The 15727-nt window shown below is 61.7% G+C and carries 16 protein-coding genes and 1 tRNA gene; 8 read left to right on the forward strand and 9 right to left on the reverse strand.

Features of this window, described 5'->3' with window-relative positions; all coding sequences use genetic code 11:
• Positions 1-53: 53 nt before the first annotated feature.
• A complete protein-coding gene (locus GR198_RS17805) occupies positions 54-977 on the forward strand; it encodes a YihY/virulence factor BrkB family protein (protein ID WP_029871104.1) in 924 nt (307 codons plus the stop codon).
• On the opposite strand, the gene gluQRS is transcribed toward GR198_RS17805, so the two are convergent.
• Entirely contained in the window at positions 942-1823 is an 882-nt protein-coding gene (gene gluQRS, locus GR198_RS17810) for a tRNA glutamyl-Q(34) synthetase GluQRS (protein WP_164026830.1), read from the reverse strand. The genes GR198_RS17805 and gluQRS overlap by 36 nt on opposite strands.
• Here gluQRS and GR198_RS17815 point away from each other — a divergent pair.
• Positions 1822-2514, forward strand: a complete 693-nt coding sequence (locus GR198_RS17815) for a DNA-3-methyladenine glycosylase family protein (RefSeq protein ID WP_164026843.1) — start codon at positions 1822-1824, stop codon at positions 2512-2514. The genes gluQRS and GR198_RS17815 overlap by 2 nt on opposite strands.
• A 111-nt stretch (positions 2515-2625) precedes the next feature.
• Positions 2626-3183 carry an HNH endonuclease gene (locus tag GR198_RS17820; protein WP_029871107.1) on the forward strand — a complete coding sequence of 186 codons (558 nt, stop codon included), beginning with the start codon at positions 2626-2628 and terminating at the stop codon, positions 3181-3183.
• 77 nt (positions 3184-3260) lie between these two features.
• Here the strand turns inward: GR198_RS17820 and GR198_RS17825 are convergent, their stop codons facing one another.
• Both GR198_RS17825 and GR198_RS17830 read right to left on the reverse strand, forming a co-directional pair.
• Complete coding sequence (locus GR198_RS17825) at positions 3261-3773, reverse strand: disulfide bond formation protein B (RefSeq protein ID WP_029871108.1); 513 nt, start codon at positions 3771-3773, stop codon at positions 3261-3263.
• 78 nt (positions 3774-3851) lie between these two features.
• On the reverse strand, positions 3852-4442 hold the full coding sequence (locus GR198_RS17830; protein WP_003543275.1) for a YqaA family protein: 591 nt from the start codon (positions 4440-4442) through the stop codon (positions 3852-3854).
• Positions 4443-4639: 197 nt separating this feature from the next.
• On the opposite strand from GR198_RS17830, the gene GR198_RS17835 reads away from it, so the two are divergent.
• Entirely contained in the window at positions 4640-4930 is a 291-nt protein-coding gene (locus GR198_RS17835) for a hypothetical protein (RefSeq protein ID WP_029871109.1), read from the forward strand.
• Positions 4931-4977: 47 nt separating this feature from the next.
• Here GR198_RS17835 and GR198_RS17840 read toward each other — a convergent pair whose 3' ends face one another.
• Positions 4978-6726, reverse strand: a complete 1749-nt coding sequence (locus tag GR198_RS17840) for a cation:proton antiporter domain-containing protein (protein WP_029871110.1) — start codon at positions 6724-6726, stop codon at positions 4978-4980.
• Between the two features lie 214 nt (positions 6727-6940).
• On the opposite strand from GR198_RS17840, the gene GR198_RS17845 reads away from it, so the two are divergent.
• Together GR198_RS17845 and GR198_RS17850 are read left to right on the forward strand one after the other, a co-directional pair.
• On the forward strand, positions 6941-7225 hold the full coding sequence (locus tag GR198_RS17845) for a hypothetical protein (RefSeq protein ID WP_029871111.1): 285 nt from the start codon (positions 6941-6943) through the stop codon (positions 7223-7225).
• Positions 7226-7392: 167 nt separating this feature from the next.
• Positions 7393-7680: a hypothetical protein gene (locus GR198_RS17850; RefSeq protein ID WP_012759154.1), complete on the forward strand. Its 288-nt coding sequence runs from the start codon at positions 7393-7395 to the stop codon at positions 7678-7680.
• Between the two features lie 195 nt (positions 7681-7875).
• Here GR198_RS17850 and GR198_RS17855 read toward each other — a convergent pair.
• A tRNA-Leu gene (locus tag GR198_RS17855) sits at positions 7876-7960 on the reverse strand.
• Positions 7961-8085: 125 nt separating this feature from the next.
• Complete coding sequence (locus tag GR198_RS17860) at positions 8086-9381, reverse strand: MFS transporter (RefSeq protein WP_029871112.1); 1296 nt, start codon at positions 9379-9381, stop codon at positions 8086-8088.
• A gap of 129 nt (positions 9382-9510) precedes the next feature.
• Here GR198_RS17860 and GR198_RS17865 point away from each other — a divergent pair, with 129 nt between their 5' ends.
• The gene (locus GR198_RS17865) at positions 9511-10089 is read left to right on the forward strand and encodes a TetR/AcrR family transcriptional regulator (RefSeq protein WP_011653696.1); all 579 of its coding nucleotides are present in this window, start codon (positions 9511-9513) and stop codon (positions 10087-10089) included.
• An 89-nt stretch (positions 10090-10178) separates the two neighbouring features.
• Here the strand turns inward: GR198_RS17865 and GR198_RS17870 are convergent, their stop codons facing one another.
• A complete protein-coding gene (locus GR198_RS17870) occupies positions 10179-11159 on the reverse strand; it encodes an aldo/keto reductase (RefSeq protein WP_029871113.1) in 981 nt (326 codons plus the stop codon).
• A 216-nt stretch (positions 11160-11375) separates the two neighbouring features.
• Between GR198_RS17870 and GR198_RS17875 the strand changes: the two genes are divergently transcribed.
• Entirely contained in the window at positions 11376-13007 is a 1632-nt protein-coding gene (locus tag GR198_RS17875; protein ID WP_029871114.1) for an AMP-binding protein, read from the forward strand.
• A gap of 26 nt (positions 13008-13033) precedes the next feature.
• On the opposite strand, the gene GR198_RS17880 is transcribed toward GR198_RS17875, so the two are convergent.
• Together GR198_RS17880 and GR198_RS17885 are read right to left on the reverse strand one after the other, a co-directional pair.
• Entirely contained in the window at positions 13034-14311 is a 1278-nt protein-coding gene (locus GR198_RS17880; protein WP_164069336.1) for a GNAT family N-acetyltransferase, read from the reverse strand.
• Positions 14312-15727, reverse strand: coding sequence for a lipopolysaccharide biosynthesis protein (locus tag GR198_RS17885; RefSeq protein ID WP_029871115.1), 1416 nt, complete (start codon positions 15725-15727; stop codon positions 14312-14314).

Here is a 15727-nt window from a genome sequence, read left to right on the forward strand (position 1 = left end):
GACTCGTTTCCCATATTCGGCCAGAGGATACAATCTGGAAAGCCGGAGACGGAATGCCGAAGGTGCTGCGCACGATCTATGACGTGGTCTATGACGCGATCTGTCACATGGTCGAGGACGACGGCTTCGCAATGGCAAGCCATGTGGCGCTGTCGAGCCTGCTTGCGGTTTTCCCCTTCCTGATCTTCGGCACCGCGCTTGCAAGCTTCCTCGGCGCTGATCAATTTTCCTCGACTGCCATCCACCTGATCTTCGACACCTGGCCCGAGGCGATCGCCAAGCCGCTCGCCGACCAGGTGCTGCAGGTGCTGACCATTCCGCGCGGCGGGCTGCTGACGATCTCGGTGCTGGCGGCCGCTTATTTCGCCTCGAACGGTGTGGAGGCGCTGCGCATTTCGCTCAATCGCGCCTATCGGGTGCAGGAAACGCGGCCCTGGTATTTCACGCGTCTCGCCAGCCTCGGCTACGTGCTGATCGCGGTCATCATCTTTACGGCCATCAGCATCCTGCTGGTCGCCCTGCCGCTGGCGCTCGACTATTCGAGGAAGTGGTTTCCGCTGTTTGCCGATACGCTCGACATCGTCTTCAGCTGGCGCATCTACGGCACGCTGGTGGTTCTGACCGTCGGTCTGCTGGTCATGCATCTCTGGCTGCCGGCCGGCAAGCGGCGGGTCTTCGACGTCATTCCCGGGGTGCTGCTGACGCTGCTTCTCTGGCTCGCCGGCGCGCTGATCTTTGCCTATTATCTCGCGACCTTCGCCAATTATACGGCAACCTATGCCGGTCTCGCCTCTGTCATGATCGTGCTGATCTTCCTCTACATGGTCGGCGTCATCTTCATCATCGGGGCGGAGATCAATGCAGCGCTGATCAAGTTTCGTGTCTTCCGCATGTTCTCACACACGCTGTCGATCGTCGGCAGAGAGCGTGTCGAAAGGCAGTCAGAGCCCGACAAGGCGGCGAATATCCGCCCCTGACTTGCCCTGGGCGCGCAATTCGCCAAGTCCGCTGTCGCCTTGGCTTTTCGAGAGCTTGCGGCCATCGGCGCCGAGAATGAGGCGGTGATGGTGATAGACCGGCTGCGGCAGGCCGAGCAGCACCTGCAACAGCCGGTGCACCGATGTGGCGTGGAAGAGGTCGAGCCCGCGCACGACATGGGTGACGCCCTGCAGCGCATCGTCGACGACCACGGAAAGATGATAGCTCGACGGCGCATCCGAGCGTGACAGGATGACGTCGCCCCAGACGTCGGGCTCGGCGGCGATCTCACCTGTCCTGCCATCGCCGGTTTCCATCCAGAACAGCAGTTCGCCGATCAGGTCGAGCGCTTTGCGCATATCGAGCCGCCAGGCATGTTTCTTCCCCGAGGTCAGCATGTCCCGCCATTCGTCTGCCGGACGCTCGCGATCATTTGCGGGATAATGCGGGGTGCCGTCGGGGTCGCGCGGCCAGGGTTCACCCGCCGCCTCGTAGGCGACGACGCGCGCCTTCACCTCGCCGCGCGTCAGAAAGGCCGGATAGACCAGTCCGCGCTCGATCAGTGCATGCAACGCCGCCTGATATTCGGGAAAATGTTCCGACTGCCGCCGCACCGGGCTTTCCCAGCTGATATCAAGCCATTCGAGATCCCTGAGGATGCCGGCCTCGAACTCGGGCGTGCAGCGCGTCTGGTCGATATCCTCGATGCGCAGCAGCAGGCGGCCTTGTTCGGCCTGCGCCATGTCGCGGTTCAGAAGGGCCGAGAGGGCATGTCCGAGATGCAACGGTCCGTTGGGGCTCGGCGCAAACCGAAAGACAGGTTTTTGACGCTCACTCGTGGTCATGCTTTCTTCTGCCATGGATTCGGCTTTTGAACCACTGCGAGGCAAAGTGCAGATCATCCGCAACGAAGACGATGTCAGGCAGGGGCTCGAAGCTCTGCTTCGCCTCGATCCGCGTCTTGCGCCGATCGTCGCGGAAGCCGGGGCCATTCCGTTGCGGTTGCGCGAGCCCGGCTTTGCCGGTCTTGCCCATATCATCGTCTCGCAGATGGTGTCGCGCGCCAGTGCCGAGGCGATCTGGCGGCGCATGCTGCCGGCGGACGGTTCGCTGACGGCCGAAGGTTATGCCCTGCTTCACGCCGAAGCGTGGCGCGAATTCGGTCTGTCGCGCGCCAAGGCCGAGACGCTGTCGCGGATTGCCGAAGCGGTCACCTCCGGCCGTCTCGATCTCTCCGGGCTCTGCCTGAAGCCGCCGGGCGAGGCGCTTGGCGAACTGACGGCGCTGAAGGGCGTCGGGCCGTGGACGGCAGAGGTCTATCTGATGTTTTGCGGCGGCCATGCCGATGTTTTCCCGGCCGGCGATGTCGCGCTGCAGAATGCCGTCGGGACCGCATTCGGTCTTGCCGCACGGCCGCAGGCGAAGACGCTTGCTGAGCTTTCGGCAGTCTGGTCGCCGTGGCGCTCGGTAGCGGCACGGCTTTTCTGGGCTTACTACGCCACGAAGATGCGCCGTGACATGGTGCCGATCGGCTGATCGGCAACACTCTTCAAATTGCCTTTATCCTCTGAATTTATTGGACTTCACAATCCTGTAACAACCGGCCTAATATACAGGTGCAGATGCCGAATCGATCAGGAGAGTCCCTTGACGATTGCAGTCTCCCCACAGGCCCTGCCGGCGCTCGTCCTGAACGCTGACTACCGGCCACTGAGTTATTACCCCTTGTCGTTGTGGTCCTGGCAGGACGCGATCAAGGCGGTATTTCTCGACCGTGTGAACATCATTGCAGAATATGAACATTCGGTTTCATCGCCGAGCTTTTCGATGCGGCTTCCGAGTGTCGTGTGCCTGAAGACTTACGTTCAGCCGTCCCGCAATCCCGCTTTCACCCGGTTCAACGTCTTCCTGCGCGACCGGTTCGAATGCCAGTATTGCGGCGCCCATGAAGACCTGACCTTCGACCACGTCACCCCGCGCGCCCATGGCGGCGAGACGACCTGGGAGAATGTCGTGGCAGCCTGCTCACCCTGCAACCTGCGCAAGGGCAGCAAGCTTCCGAAGCAGGCAGGCATGTTCCCGGCGCAGAAGCCCTATCAGCCGACGGTGCAGGATCTGCACAATAACGGCCGGCTGTTCCCGCCGAACTATCTGCATGAAAGCTGGCTCGACTATCTCTATTGGGATACCGAACTGCAGCCCTGATCGAACGGCCTACAGCGCCGCGCGTCTTTTCGGACGCGCAAGTACGCTGCAGCCCTTCGGAATGCTGCCTAATTTTATCAGGCGGCCTTGCGAACGCCGACAAAGGCGAAGGCTGCGAGCAGGATTCCGGCAATCACGTTCCAGCCCGCAAAAGACAGGCCGAGCACGCGCAGCGCCGCATCGGTGCAGGACGGGCCCTTGATGGTGTTGAGCTCACCGAGCAGATCGCCGGCATTGGTCGTCATGCTGCTTGCCGTCGTCGAGCAGGTGGCCGGGCCGGGCCAGAAATGCCATTCGACGCCGGCGTGATAGACACCCATGCCTGCCGTCACCAGCATCAGCATGCCGGCGGCGAGAATGAGCGCCCGGGTGATCCAGTTCGGCAGGCCGACGAGCTCGGAGATTGCGGCCAGGATCGCGATCGGGATGGCGTAATAATAGGGCTGCCGCTGCAACAGGCAGAGCGCACAGGGAATATAGCCGCCGATATACTGGAAGCCGAGCGCGGTGCCGACAGCCGCCGCCATGCCGGTGGCGAGCAATATGGAATAGACAAAGCCGGGGCGGGCGAGCGGCGAGGAAATAGTCATGGCGGAGCTCCGCGAGTTTAGTAGAGCATGAGATGCAGATTGAGATTTTAGGCCTGTTCGGCCGAAAATCATCCTCGCCTAGTGAGCGAAAGAGCGGTAGCCGACATATAGCACGATCACCGTAGCGGCACCGATGCCAACGATTTGGCCGAGGCGCTTCTCGATGAAGTCACGGATCGGCTCGCCGTAGCGGCGCAGCAGCCAAGCGAGGAAGAGGAAACGCGCGCCGCGTGCAATAATCGCCGAAACAATGAAAAGGCCCAGATTGACGTGAATGACGCCAGACAGGATCGTCACGATCTTGATCGGCGGCAGATGCGCAAGACCTGATGTGACAAGCAGCAGCAGGATCCACTCGTAGGTGACATAGGCCTTCATCTGCTCGAAGGCTTCGAGCTTGCCGTAGAATTCCAGAACCGGCCGCGCCACCGTCTCATAGGCGTAAAAGCCGAGCGCCCAGCCGGCGATGCCGCCGAGTACGGAAGCGACGGTCGCGACCAGCGCGTAGCGATAGGAGCGTTCCGGCCTGGCAAGCGCCATCGGCAGGAACAGCACATCGGCGGGGACGAGAAAGACGGAGCTTTCGACGAAGGCGATGACGGCGAGCCAGATTTCGGCCGACTTGCGCGCGGCCAGAGACATGGTCCAGTCGTAAAGTCTGCGGAGCATTCCGTTTCCTTCCTGTTGCAGTGCAAAAGAGCTTTAGGGGCCGTGCGCGGCGCTGTAAATGCTCGCCTGTGTCCTTCGTGCCGCCGCCGTCAAAAAATTTTCGTGATGATGGGTGTCAGCGCCTCTCCCAAGATTTCACGGGATTGCGAATCGGCCATTCTGCGGCAAGCTGATTTAGGGTCGACGTGCAGGGTGGCATGAGAATGTTCAAAGTGATCGAAGGCGGCCGTGGGCAGGCCGTGCAAATGGATGACTGGTCCGAAGAAAGGCGCGGACCAAGCAAAGAGGACGTGCGCCGGGAGGCTGCGCGGCGGATCAGCGAGAGCGGTTATCATCTGTCCCGCATCCGGGAATTCGCGACCGGCGTGCCGATGCTGGCGTCTCTTAAATACCTGTCGCTGCAGATCGATTTCGCAGCAGAGACGTTGTCGCGGCTCGATCCGATCCCGGAAGATTTCCGCTCCGATGGCTATTGGCCGGCGGGTTGAAACAATACCGGTAGCGTGATCGCCGCTGACATGCGGTGATATTTGCGTCAGGACAGGTCCATCGACTTTTCCCGCTGCTGCCGCAGGACGTTCATTTCCGTCCGCTGCTGGGCCATTTCGCTGACGGCGGCGCGCAGATGTGGATGGTGCGACATGAACATGTTGAAGTCGCGCCGTTCGAGCACCTCGAACTGGCAGAAATCGACGGCGATGACGTCGGCTGTGCGCCGTCCGCCGGTCAGCAGCGCCATTTCCCCGAAGAAGGCGCCCGGCTCCAGACGGATCGCGCCGCTGGCGAGCCGCACTTCCACCGCGCCCGAGGAGATGAAATACATGCTATCGCCCCGGTCGCCGCGGCGGATGACGCGTTCGCCGGGCGGCGCGGATTTCGCTTTGAAGAGCAGCAGCAGCTCCTCCTGCGCGTCCTCGTCGACCTCGGAGAACAGCGGGAAAGTCTCGATCAGCTGCTGCATCTTCAGTTGATGCTGGCGCTCGCGCTCTTCGCCGAGCGCCCTGATCTTTTCCAGTTCTTTGCCGAGCGCCTTCTGCTTGCTCCTGCCGTAACTTTCCCAGAGGGAGGGCCATTTCAAATGGATATACTTCTTCAGGCCGTCGGTTGCGAAGATCACGATCGGGTTGAGTGTGATGGACAGGATCGCGGCAGCGAGGATCAGATCCTGGCCCTCATGCGGCAGGAGCCCGAGTGAGACGCCGAGGCCGGCGAGGATGAAGGAAAATTCGCCGATCTGGGCGAGGCCGCCGGCCAATGTCAGTCCCATGCTGATCGGATATCTGAGCAGGATGACGATCAGGAAGGTGATGATGCCCTTGCCGAGGATGACGAGAGCCAGCGCGCCGATCACGGCCAGCGGCTGGCGCACCAGGATCGAGGGGTCGAAGAGCATGCCGACGGAGACGAAGAACAGCACGGAGAAAGCGTTCTGCAGCGGCAGCGAGTCGGCGGCCGCCCTGTGGCTGAGTTGGGATTCGCTCATGACGACGCCGGCGAAAAATGCGCCGAGTGCAAAGGAAACGCCGAAGATCGCCGCCGAGCCGAAGGCGATGCCGAGAGCGATCGCCAACACCGTCAGCGTAAAGAGTTCGCGCGAGCCGGTGCGGGCGATCATCGTCAGCAGCCAGGGCACGATGCGAGGGCCGAGGAAGATCGCCATGGCGGCGAAGGCCACAACCTTCAGCAGCGTCAAGCCGATCGTCAGCGCCAGCGGCAGGTCGCCGAGGCCGTGATTGGTCGTAGTGCTGGCGTTGCCACCCAGAAGCTCTGCGAGCGCCGGCAGCAGCACCAGTGCCAGCACCATCACCAGGTCCTCGACGATCAGCCAGCCGACGGCGACGCGTCCGCTTGCCGCGTTGACGAGATTGCGCTCCTCCAGCGCCTTCAAGAGCACGACGGTGCTCGCCACCGACAGGCTGAGGCCGAGGACGATGCCGGCGCCGAGGCTCCAGCCCCAGAGTTTGCAAAGGCCGATGCCCAAGAGGGTCGCGAGGATAATCCGTCCGATCGCGCCAGGCACGGCGATGCCACGCACGGCGAGCAGGTCGGAGGCGGAAAAATGCAGGCCGACGCCGAACATCAAAAGAATGACGCCCATCTCGGCGAGCTGGCCGGCAAGGGCGGTATCGGCGACGAAGCCCGGCGTGAACGGCCCCATCAGGATGCCCGCCATCAGGTAGCCGACGAGTGGCGGCAGCCGAAGCCGGTCGGCGCCATAGCCCAGGATCGCCGCGAAAACGAAACTGACGGCGACCGTCGCGATAAGTCCTACTTCCTGATGCACGTCCGCCCTCTCTTGTGATAGCGGCGGCCACTTTGGACGAAGCGCAAGCAAAATTAAACAGTTGATTTGGGGGATGGGCTACTGTTTGAAGCCTTCGTTCTCAGTCCTGGCGAGTGCGGCGCAGACGTCGCCCACGGCACGGTCGGGCCGTCACCGATGTTGGAACCACTTGCGTCTTGTCTCGTTGCCCTTTCATCAAGAAAGGAGAAACGACATGCGGAAGATCATCCTGAACTGTACTGTGGCGGCCCTTGCCGCCTGCTCGTTTGCAGCGCCTGTTCTTGCTGACAGCGTCTACGTCAGGGAGCGTTCCTATGACGAGGGCTATCGCCATGAGCGGGTGAGACCCGGCATCACCATCAGCGAACGTGGCGTCACTTTCGGTGCTGTGCGCGAGCGTGAGCACCGCCGCTATCGCGATAATGGCTGCGAAACCAGGAGCGTCACCCGACAAACCGACGAAGGCGAGGTCACCAGGACGGTCCGACGCTGCAATTAACGAAAAAATATGATAAGGACGAAGCCCGGTTCCGACGAGCCGGGTTTTCGCCTTTTGTGGCAAGAATATCTCAATGCGGTGGTGAAAGTCGTCTGTCGGTGTTATGAGCACGCCTTTGGTAAAAGCGCGTTCCCAGCGCAAACACCGCCCGCACAGGATCTTTTAGTATGATTGAGCTTACGCCGTCCCAGATCGCCGCACTTAAACTCGCCAGGGATGGAGACCTTTATCCTCAGCCAGCCAATAAATGGACGCACGAGAACGCGACAGTGACTTATGCAAAAACTGACCGGTGGAAAGAGCGGCCTCAGAAAATAAAGTCGGTCACTGCCAAGACGTTGGGCGAGTTGAAGGAGCCGGGTTTTCTCGAAAGGCGGCACCTGGATGACGACGCAACAAAAGACGTCTACGGCATCACGATGGCCGGCAAGATGTGGCTGCTGAAAAACAAGTAAGCTTTGCTTCGATGCGAATTATGTCGCGTGGGCCATCGGCTCTTTGAGGCAAGGGCTAGGCATTTCAGATGATGGTGCAGCTAACCGGAGCATTATAGAACCGGTCCGCCTTCGTCCCTGACGGAACTACGGCGCGACAGCCTCCGCTTAGCTGCTCTCTTCGGCTTGCCGAGCCAAAGCTCACAGAGCGTAGGCTGGTGCCCCATGCCGGAGTCGAACCAGCACTTCTTTCGAAACTCGATTTTGAGTCGAGCGCGTCTACCAATTCCGCCAATGGGGCAACGGATACGAACGGGCGGCTGTCTAACATGCGAGCGCCCGGACGCGCAAGACCGGCAAACGAAGTTATCGGACTGATCCGGTAGAGAGATCCGGCCTCGTTTCGAGGCCGGATCTCGTCCGATATCAATGGGCGGCGGCCGGTGTCGGGTTGCTCAGGCCGGACTTCTTCAGCGTGATCGCCAGGATCGAGGCCAGCAGGCAGAAGGCGCCGGCGACGAAGAAGGCGGGCAGGTAGCTCGAAAGCTCCGTGCGCGAGAGGCCGGCGCCATAGGCGGCGGTCGCGGCTCCCAGCTGATGGCCGGCAAAGACCCAGCCGAAGACGAGGCCGACCTTTTCAGGGCCGAAGCGGTCGGCGGCGATCTTGACGGTCGGCGGCACGGTGGCGATCCAGTCGAGGCCGTAGAAGACGGCAAAGATCGAGAGGCCGTAAAAGCTGAAATCGCTGAACGGCAGGTAGAGCAGCGACAGGCCGCGCAGGCCGTAATACCAGAACAGCAGCCAGCGATTATCGAAGCGATCGGACAGCCAGCCGGAACCGATGGTGCCGAAGAAATCGAAGATGCCCATGACAGCCAGCACGCTGGCGGCAGCCACCGGCACGATGCCGAAATCACCGCAAAGGGTGACGAAATGGGTCTGGATCAGGCCGTTGGTGCTGAGGCCGCAGATGAAAAAGGTGGCAAAGAGGATCCAGAAGGTCGAGGTCTTCGAGATTTCCCTAAGGACGGTGATCGGCGTCATCAGCGCGACGCCAAGCGAGGTGCTTGCCGGCGGCGGCGTTACCTGCGTTTCGCCGAAGGAGGGCAGGTTGAGGTCGGCCGGGCGGTCGCGCATGAAAGCCAGCACGGCAAGGGCTGCGACCATGATCATCGCGCAGACGAAAAACACAGTCGAGCGCCAGCCGTAGCGTTCCGTCAGCTCCGCCATCAGCGGCAGGAAGACGAGCTGGCCGGTGGCCGAGCTTGCCGAGAGCATGCCGACGACGAGGCCGCGGTGCTTGGTAAACCAGCGGGAAGAGATGGTCGCGGCGAGCACCATCGCCGTCAGGCCCGTGCCGAAGCCGACGACGATGCCCCAGAGCAGCAGCAACTGCCACAGCGTCGTCATGAATAGCGAACCGACGAAGCCGGCGCCGATCAGCGCTAAGGCGAAGACGATGACCTTGCGCACGCCGAAATAATTCATGAAGGCGGCGGCGAACGGACCCATGAAGCCGAACAGGATCAGGCGGATCGCAAGGGCCGAGGAAATCTGCGAGGTCTCCCAGCCGAATTCGTCCTGCAGCGGCTTGATGAGCACGCCAGGTGCGCCCATGGCGCCGGCAGTGACCAGCATGGTGAGGAAGGTCGCGGCAACGACGACCCAGCCGTAATGGATGTTGCGCCGGGCAAGAGTAGAGGCGAGGGCTGTGGAAACCATGGGCAAGATTCCGTTTGAATTCAGGTTCTGGAAGGTACTGGACCGATTTACATGATGGCCATCATATTTCTTGCGTATTGATGATGGACGTCATATATTTTGTCAAGCGACTATTTCTGGAGACGACAAATGCGGGTCAGCCGCGAGAAATTTGCCGAAAACCGCGAAAAGATTCTGAGCGTTGCCGGCGTGCTTTTCCGCGAAAACGGCTTCGACGGGGTCGGCGTCGCCGACATCATGAAGGCGGCGGGGCTGACGCATGGCGGCTTCTACGGTCATTTCGGTTCGAAGGACGACCTAGCACTTGAGGTCAGCCGCAAGCTGATCGACAAGGTTGAGACGCGCTGGAAAGAACATATCGCCGAATCGCCAGACCGGCCGCTAGCAGCCCTTCTCGATCACTATATCCACTGGCGCACGGTTGACGATCCGGGCGGCAGCTGTGTCTTCGCAACGCTGATCCAGGAAGTCAGCCGCAGCCGCGGCGCAGTCCGCGCGGTCTTCAGCGATGGGCTATCCGTGCTGGTCGACACGCTTGCCGATATCGTTCCCGGCGAAACGGAAGAGGAGCGCCGCGCCAATGCGACGACGACACTCTCATCGATGATGGGTGCCGTCATTCTCGCCCGCGCGGTCGAGGACAGGGCGCTTGCCGAGCAGTTTCTGGTGACGATGCGCCGGCAGCTCGATCCTGAAAGCCAGACATAATCTCAGTCGCGAAAGCGATGGTTTCGATCTCCCTCTCCACTTGGAGAGGGATCTATCTTGCATGTGCCTGAGAACCGAGAAGCCAGCGGCTACTTGAAACCGGCGATGGCGTGCGGGATGTAGGGTGCCTCCAGTGCCGCGATTTCCTCGGCGGTAAGCTTGACCGAGAGCGAGGCAACGGCGTCCGTGAGGTGGTTCGGTTTGGACGCACCGATAATCGGGGCGGTCACCGCACTTTTCTGCAGGATCCAGGCGGTTGCGACCTGGGCGCGGGAAATGTTGCGGGCCTTGGCGATTTCGGCCACGGTCCCGACGATCTTGCGGTCGGCATCGATGGACTGGGTGTAGAGCGTCTTGCCGAATTCGTCAGTTTCGCTGCGGGCCGTCGTCTCGTCCCAGTCGCGGGTCAGGCGGCCACGGGCAAGCGGGCTCCAGGGGATGACGGCGATCTTCTGATCCTCGCAGAGCGGCAGCATTTCGCGCTCTTCCTCACGGTAGAGCAGGTTCAGGTGGTCCTGCATGCTGACGAATTCGGTCCAGCCGTTCAGCCTGGAGACGTAAAGCGCCTTGGCGAATTGCCAGGCATACATGGAGGAGGCGCCGATATAACGGGCCTTGCCCGATTTGACGACGTCGTGCAGCGCTTCCAGCGTTTCCTCGATCGGCGTCGTATAGTCGAAGCGGTGGATCTGGTAGAGATCCACGTAGTCGGTGCCTAAACGACGCAGGCTGTTGTCGATCTCGTCGAAGATCGCCTTGCGCGACAGGCCGGCGCCGTTCGGGCCGGGCCGCATACGGTTGAACACCTTGGTTGCCAGCACGATGTCCTCGCGCTTGGCGAAATCTTTTATGGCCCGGCCGACGATCTCCTCTGATGAGCCGTTGGAATAGGTGTTGGCGGTGTCGAGGAAATTGATGCCGAGGTCGATCGCCTGCTTGATCATCGTCCGGCTTTCTTCTTCCCGCAGGCTCCAGGCGTGATTGCCGCGGCCGGGATCGCCGAAGGTCATGCAGCCCAAGCAGATCTTCGACACTTCGAGACCGGTCTTGCCAAATTTTTCGTATTCCATGAAACGACTCCGTGATGAATTGGATGACCCCAGGCGGCTTTCCATGATTTAGCGCGAGATGGCCAAAGTCGCAGGGCGGCAAATGAAGAATCTATGCTGCATGCGCACAATGATCCGTGATCGACTCTGAAGCTCATCGCTGTCGATTCCGGCTGCAGCTTGCACATCCACGCCGCAAGATGTTAGCTGATGCAGCATTTTTACCGGAATCCGACCATGCAACTGCCGTCCCACGATCGCTATGACGATCTCTATCGCGATTTCTCCTGGCGGATTCCGGAGGATTTCAATATCGGCCGCGCCGTCAGCGACGACTGGGCCGCGAGGGATCCCGAGCGCGTCTGCCTTGAGCATTTCAGCCCCGACGGCGATCACCGCGTGATGACCTATCGCGCGCTCGCCGACCGTTCCTCGGCCTTCGCAAATGCGCTCGTTTCGCTTGATATCAAATGTGGCGATCGCGTCGCGCTGCTATTGCCACAATCCTTCGAAACGGTGATCGCACATGTGGCGATCTACAAGGCCGGCGCGATCGCGCTGCCACTGGCGCTGCTCTTCGGCGTCGAGGCGCTGGAATACCGGCTGAAGGCGGCAGGTGCTGCGGCCGTCGTCACCAATGGCTTCGGTCTCGAACGCATCCGGCAGATCCGCGGACGCCTGCCGGCGTTGAAGCATATCGTCAGCATCGACGGGGCGAGTGCCGATGCGACTGCTTTCGCCGAACTGGTGGATGGCCATCCCTCTGTCTTCGACATCGCCAAAACCGGTCCGGATGATCCGGCGCTGATGATCTTCACGTCGGGAACGACAGGGCCGCCCAAAGGCGCGTTGCATGGCCACCGCGTCCTGCCCGGCCATATTCCCGGCATGCAGTTCGCCCATGAGGGTTTTCCGCGGCCGGACGACAAGGTCTGGACGCCGTCCGACTGGGCCTGGGCCGGCGGGTTGCTCAACGCGTTGCTGCCGAGCCTTCTGCTCGGTGTTCCCGTCGTTTCGTCGCCGGCGCAGAAATTCGATGCCGGCATGGCCTATCGCATCATGGCCGAAATGAAGGTGCGCAACGCCTTCATTCCACCGACGGCGCTAAGGCTGATGAGATCCGTTGCCGATCCGCGCTCGAAATATGATCTGGTGCTGCGCACCATCGGTTCGGCCGGGGAGGCGCTTGGGCGCGAGACCTATGAATGGGCGCGTCATACGCTCGGCATCACCGTCAACGAATTCTACGGCCAGACCGAGTGCAATTTCGTGCTTGCGTCGAGTGCTGCCTATGGCGTCACCAAAGCGGGCGCCATCGGGCGGGCGGTCCCCGGGCATCGCGTCGCGATCGTCAGCGAGACGGGCGACGAGTTGCCCGTCGGCGAACCGGGCCAGATCGCCATCGCCAGTCCCGATCCTGTCATGTTCCTCGGTTACTGGGACGATGCCGCGGCGACGGAACGAAAATTCGTCGAGGGCTGGCTGCTCACCGGCGATATCGGCCGGCAGGACGCCGAGGGCTATGTGACCTTCGACGGCCGCGATGACGACGTGATCACCTCGTCGGGATATCGCATCGGCCCGGCCGAGATCGAGGACTGCCTGATCGGCCATCCCGCCGTGCAGCTTGCCGCCGCCGTCGGCAAGCCCGATGCCGTGCGCACCGAAATCGTCAAGGCCTATATCGTGCTTTCACCTGGCCATCATCCAAGCGAGGCGCTGGCCGCCGACATCAGGGAATGGGTGAAGACGCGGCTTTCGATGCACGAATATCCGCGCGAAGTGGAATTCATCGATGCATTGCCGCTGACCACCACCGGCAAGGTGATCCGCCGGCTGCTGCGGGAGAGGGCTGCCAGCGAGGGATAGAACCGCTACGCATTTTGCTGGAATGCTTAGCCCCGGCCGGCAAGCGACATGATCTTTTCGCGCAGCATCTTCGCCATATTGCGGGTGCTGCGGTACATGTGGAGCTGGGCGGTGACCTGGCGCATGTCGCGGTCGCTGTTCTGCCTCAGGCCGATGACCAGCGTTCCCATCTCCTCGCGCTCCTGCCAGAAGCGGCTCATGATCGGATGATCCGAGACGGCGCAGGAATCGGAGCGGACGATATTGGCGTCGTCGAGATGCCATTCGGTGAGTTCGCTCATCAGCAGCTTGCCTGGCGAATAGCGGGCATAGTTTTCGTCGTAGGCGGTCTTCCAAGTATAGGCCTCGCCGCCCATCATCAGCACGACGATGGCGGCGATCGCCTTGCCGTTGAGATCGATCGTGTGAATACGCACGGCATCGACGGCGGCAAGGTTCGACACCGCCTCGCGGGCGAAGGCCGTGTGATAACGATCGGTGACGAGAGCGCTTCGCCGCTTGCCCTTCCAGCCGCCGGCTTCCATCGCCAGGAACTCCTCGAAGCGGATATGGATTTCGCGCGGTTGCCGGGCGACGGTATAGACCGCCGTTCCCTGTTCCTCCAGCAGGCGCCACTGGCGGCGCATCTCGCGCATATGCGAGGAGGAGATGGTTTTGCCAAGATAGGCAGGCGCCTCTTCCTCGCTCTGCAGCATTGGGCGCAGGTAGGGATTGGTAACGGTGACGGGAAGATTGCGGCTGAGCGCCACGGCCTTGACCATGCGCACGAAGATGCCGTTCAGCCTGAGATCCGGCAGAACCAATATGCCGGGCAGATTGAGATCACGGGCGGTCAGCCCCTCGAAGAGGTTGTCGAGGGTTTCGGCGGCGTCCTCGCCATCGACGAGCGGCGTGCCGAGCGGACCAAAACTGTTCGACCAGCCGCGGATGATCGACGGGCCGACGGCAAAGCCCGGCTTGTCGACCGAAAACGGCAAAAGGAAGCGCATGCGGCTGCGGCCGGCATTGTGATCGCGGATCAGGGCGAAGTTCACCTGCCGGTCTTCGAGCCGCGGCATGGCGGGGGCGAGGAAACGGCCGGAGAAAAAGACGTTCGGTTCCATCGCCCGGTTGGAAAGGAAATCGAGCTCATCCTGGAGCTCATAGCCGAGCTTGCCCGGATAAAGGCAGAGCTCGCGTCCCGGCCGGCCGATCTCGGCGCGAGCCTCGGCCTGCGGCGCTTCGAAATGCAGTGCTGCGAGATCATGCACCATGCGGTTTGCGGCGCTGTCGGTGCTTTCGGTAACGGGGGGAACACGCACCATCTATCGAACTCTCATTTCTGGCGTTGCGGCGGAGGGGCTGGCGAAGGCGAAAAGAACGATGCCGAGCGTGCGGCGCACGGCGACATGCAGCAGGATTGCCTCGACGGCCATGGCGGAGGCCGTGGCGATCGCCGTGCCTTCGATGCCGTAATGCGGGATCAAAGCGAGGTTGAGGCCGACATTGGCCGTCAGTGCGCCGGCATAGAGCGCGACGCAGAGGTTCTGTTTGCCTGCCATCATCAGCAGTGTTTCGGCCGGGCCGACCAGCGATTTGGCGAGGATGCCGGCGAGCAGGATCGCCATAACCAGATAACCTGATGTGAAGGCGCCGCCGAAGAGCGACAGCAACAGATGACCGGCCGCAAGCACGACAAGGCCGACCCCGAGCGCCGGCCAGAAGGTCCAGCGGGCGGCGTCGATGGCAGCGGCTGCCAGCTGGGCGTGGTCGCCTTCGGCGATGATCGAGGAAAAGCGCGGGCCGGAGGCCGCCTTGACCGAGAAATTGATGAAATGCACCAGCGCCATCGTCTTGGCGGCGGCGAAATAGATGGCGACGTCATGCGGCTCGAGGAAGATGCCGACGACGACGACGTCGGAATTGGTCAGCAGGAAGCTCACGCCCTCGATCAGGAAAATCGGAAAGGCGACGCTGAACCAGGCGAGGAAATCGACCTTGCGCGGGCCGTCGTCATAATGCCGGCGAAGGCGGTAGAGCGTTGCGGCATACTGGCCGAGGGCGGTGACGAAGGTCGCAACGAGTGCTGCCTGCATCGCGGTGACGGCCGTGTGCTCGGCGCCGATGGCAATCGCGATCAGCATGAAAAGGATGATGAGGATCGGGCGGACGATATAGACGGGGCTCAGCGCCATCACCGGCCAATGGTTTGCCCGTGACGTACCTTCCAGAATGTCGCCGAGCGCGATCATCGGCATGGCGAGCAGGCCGATGAAAATCGGGACGAGATAATAGACCTGGATCATATCGCCGAAGAAATGCAGCCCGAGCATGCCGGCGGCGAGCACCGCCGTGCCTGATAGCAGCGCAAAGATGCGCGCCGTGCCGGTCAGGCCGCGGATTTCCTCGAAAGCGCCCGCTGCCCTGTATTGCGGCAGGAAGCGGACGATCGCGGTATGGAAACCGAGGCATGAAAGATCGCCGAAGACGACGACCAGCACCCAGACGAAAACGAAGATGCCGTATTCATATTCGCCCATCAGCCGGGCAAGCACGATCTGGGAGACGAAGGCGAGTGCGGCGCTGAGGATACGGATCGAAAAGGCCGTCAGCGCCATGCGCTGGGCGGCCGCCCTCTCACCGCGTTCGGTGAGCACGGCAGCAAGCAAACGCAGCGTGCGGCCGCCGATCGGGCGCAGGCCCGCGGGCAGCATCTTCTCCGCTGTTTCTATGACCGCCAT

This window comes from Rhizobium leguminosarum, assembly GCF_010668065.1.
Lineage (GTDB): Bacteria > Pseudomonadota > Alphaproteobacteria > Rhizobiales > Rhizobiaceae > Rhizobium > Rhizobium leguminosarum_S.

Bases quoted from the DNA above. Each gene is read 5' to 3' on its own strand.
- GR198_RS17870 (WP_029871113.1), bottom strand. From the start codon at position 11,159: ATGGAATACGAAAAATTTGGCAAGACCGGTCTCGAAGTGTCGAAGATC.
- GR198_RS17815 (WP_164026843.1), top strand. From the start codon at position 1,822: ATGCTTTCTTCTGCCATGGATTCGGCTTTTGAACCACTGCGAGGCAAA.
- GR198_RS17850 (WP_012759154.1), top strand. From the start codon at position 7,393: ATGATTGAGCTTACGCCGTCCCAGATCGCCGCACTTAAACTCGCCAGG.
- GR198_RS17845 (WP_029871111.1), top strand. From the start codon at position 6,941: ATGCGGAAGATCATCCTGAACTGTACTGTGGCGGCCCTTGCCGCCTGC.
- GR198_RS17880 (WP_164069336.1), bottom strand. From the start codon at position 14,311: ATGGTGCGTGTTCCCCCCGTTACCGAAAGCACCGACAGCGCCGCAAAC.
- GR198_RS17835 (WP_029871109.1), top strand. From the start codon at position 4,640: ATGAGAATGTTCAAAGTGATCGAAGGCGGCCGTGGGCAGGCCGTGCAA.
- GR198_RS17860 (WP_029871112.1), bottom strand. From the start codon at position 9,381: ATGGTTTCCACAGCCCTCGCCTCTACTCTTGCCCGGCGCAACATCCAT.
- gluQRS (WP_164026830.1), bottom strand. From the start codon at position 1,823: ATGACCACGAGTGAGCGTCAAAAACCTGTCTTTCGGTTTGCGCCGAGC.
- GR198_RS17825 (WP_029871108.1), bottom strand. From the start codon at position 3,773: ATGACTATTTCCTCGCCGCTCGCCCGCCCCGGCTTTGTCTATTCCATA.
- GR198_RS17875 (WP_029871114.1), top strand. From the start codon at position 11,376: ATGCAACTGCCGTCCCACGATCGCTATGACGATCTCTATCGCGATTTC.
- GR198_RS17865 (WP_011653696.1), top strand. From the start codon at position 9,511: ATGCGGGTCAGCCGCGAGAAATTTGCCGAAAACCGCGAAAAGATTCTG.
- GR198_RS17805 (WP_029871104.1), top strand. From the start codon at position 54: ATGCCGAAGGTGCTGCGCACGATCTATGACGTGGTCTATGACGCGATC.
- GR198_RS17830 (WP_003543275.1), bottom strand. From the start codon at position 4,442: ATGCTCCGCAGACTTTACGACTGGACCATGTCTCTGGCCGCGCGCAAG.
- GR198_RS17885 (WP_029871115.1), bottom strand. From the start codon at position 15,727: ATGGCGGTCATAGAAACAGCGGAGAAGATGCTGCCCGCGGGCCTGCGC.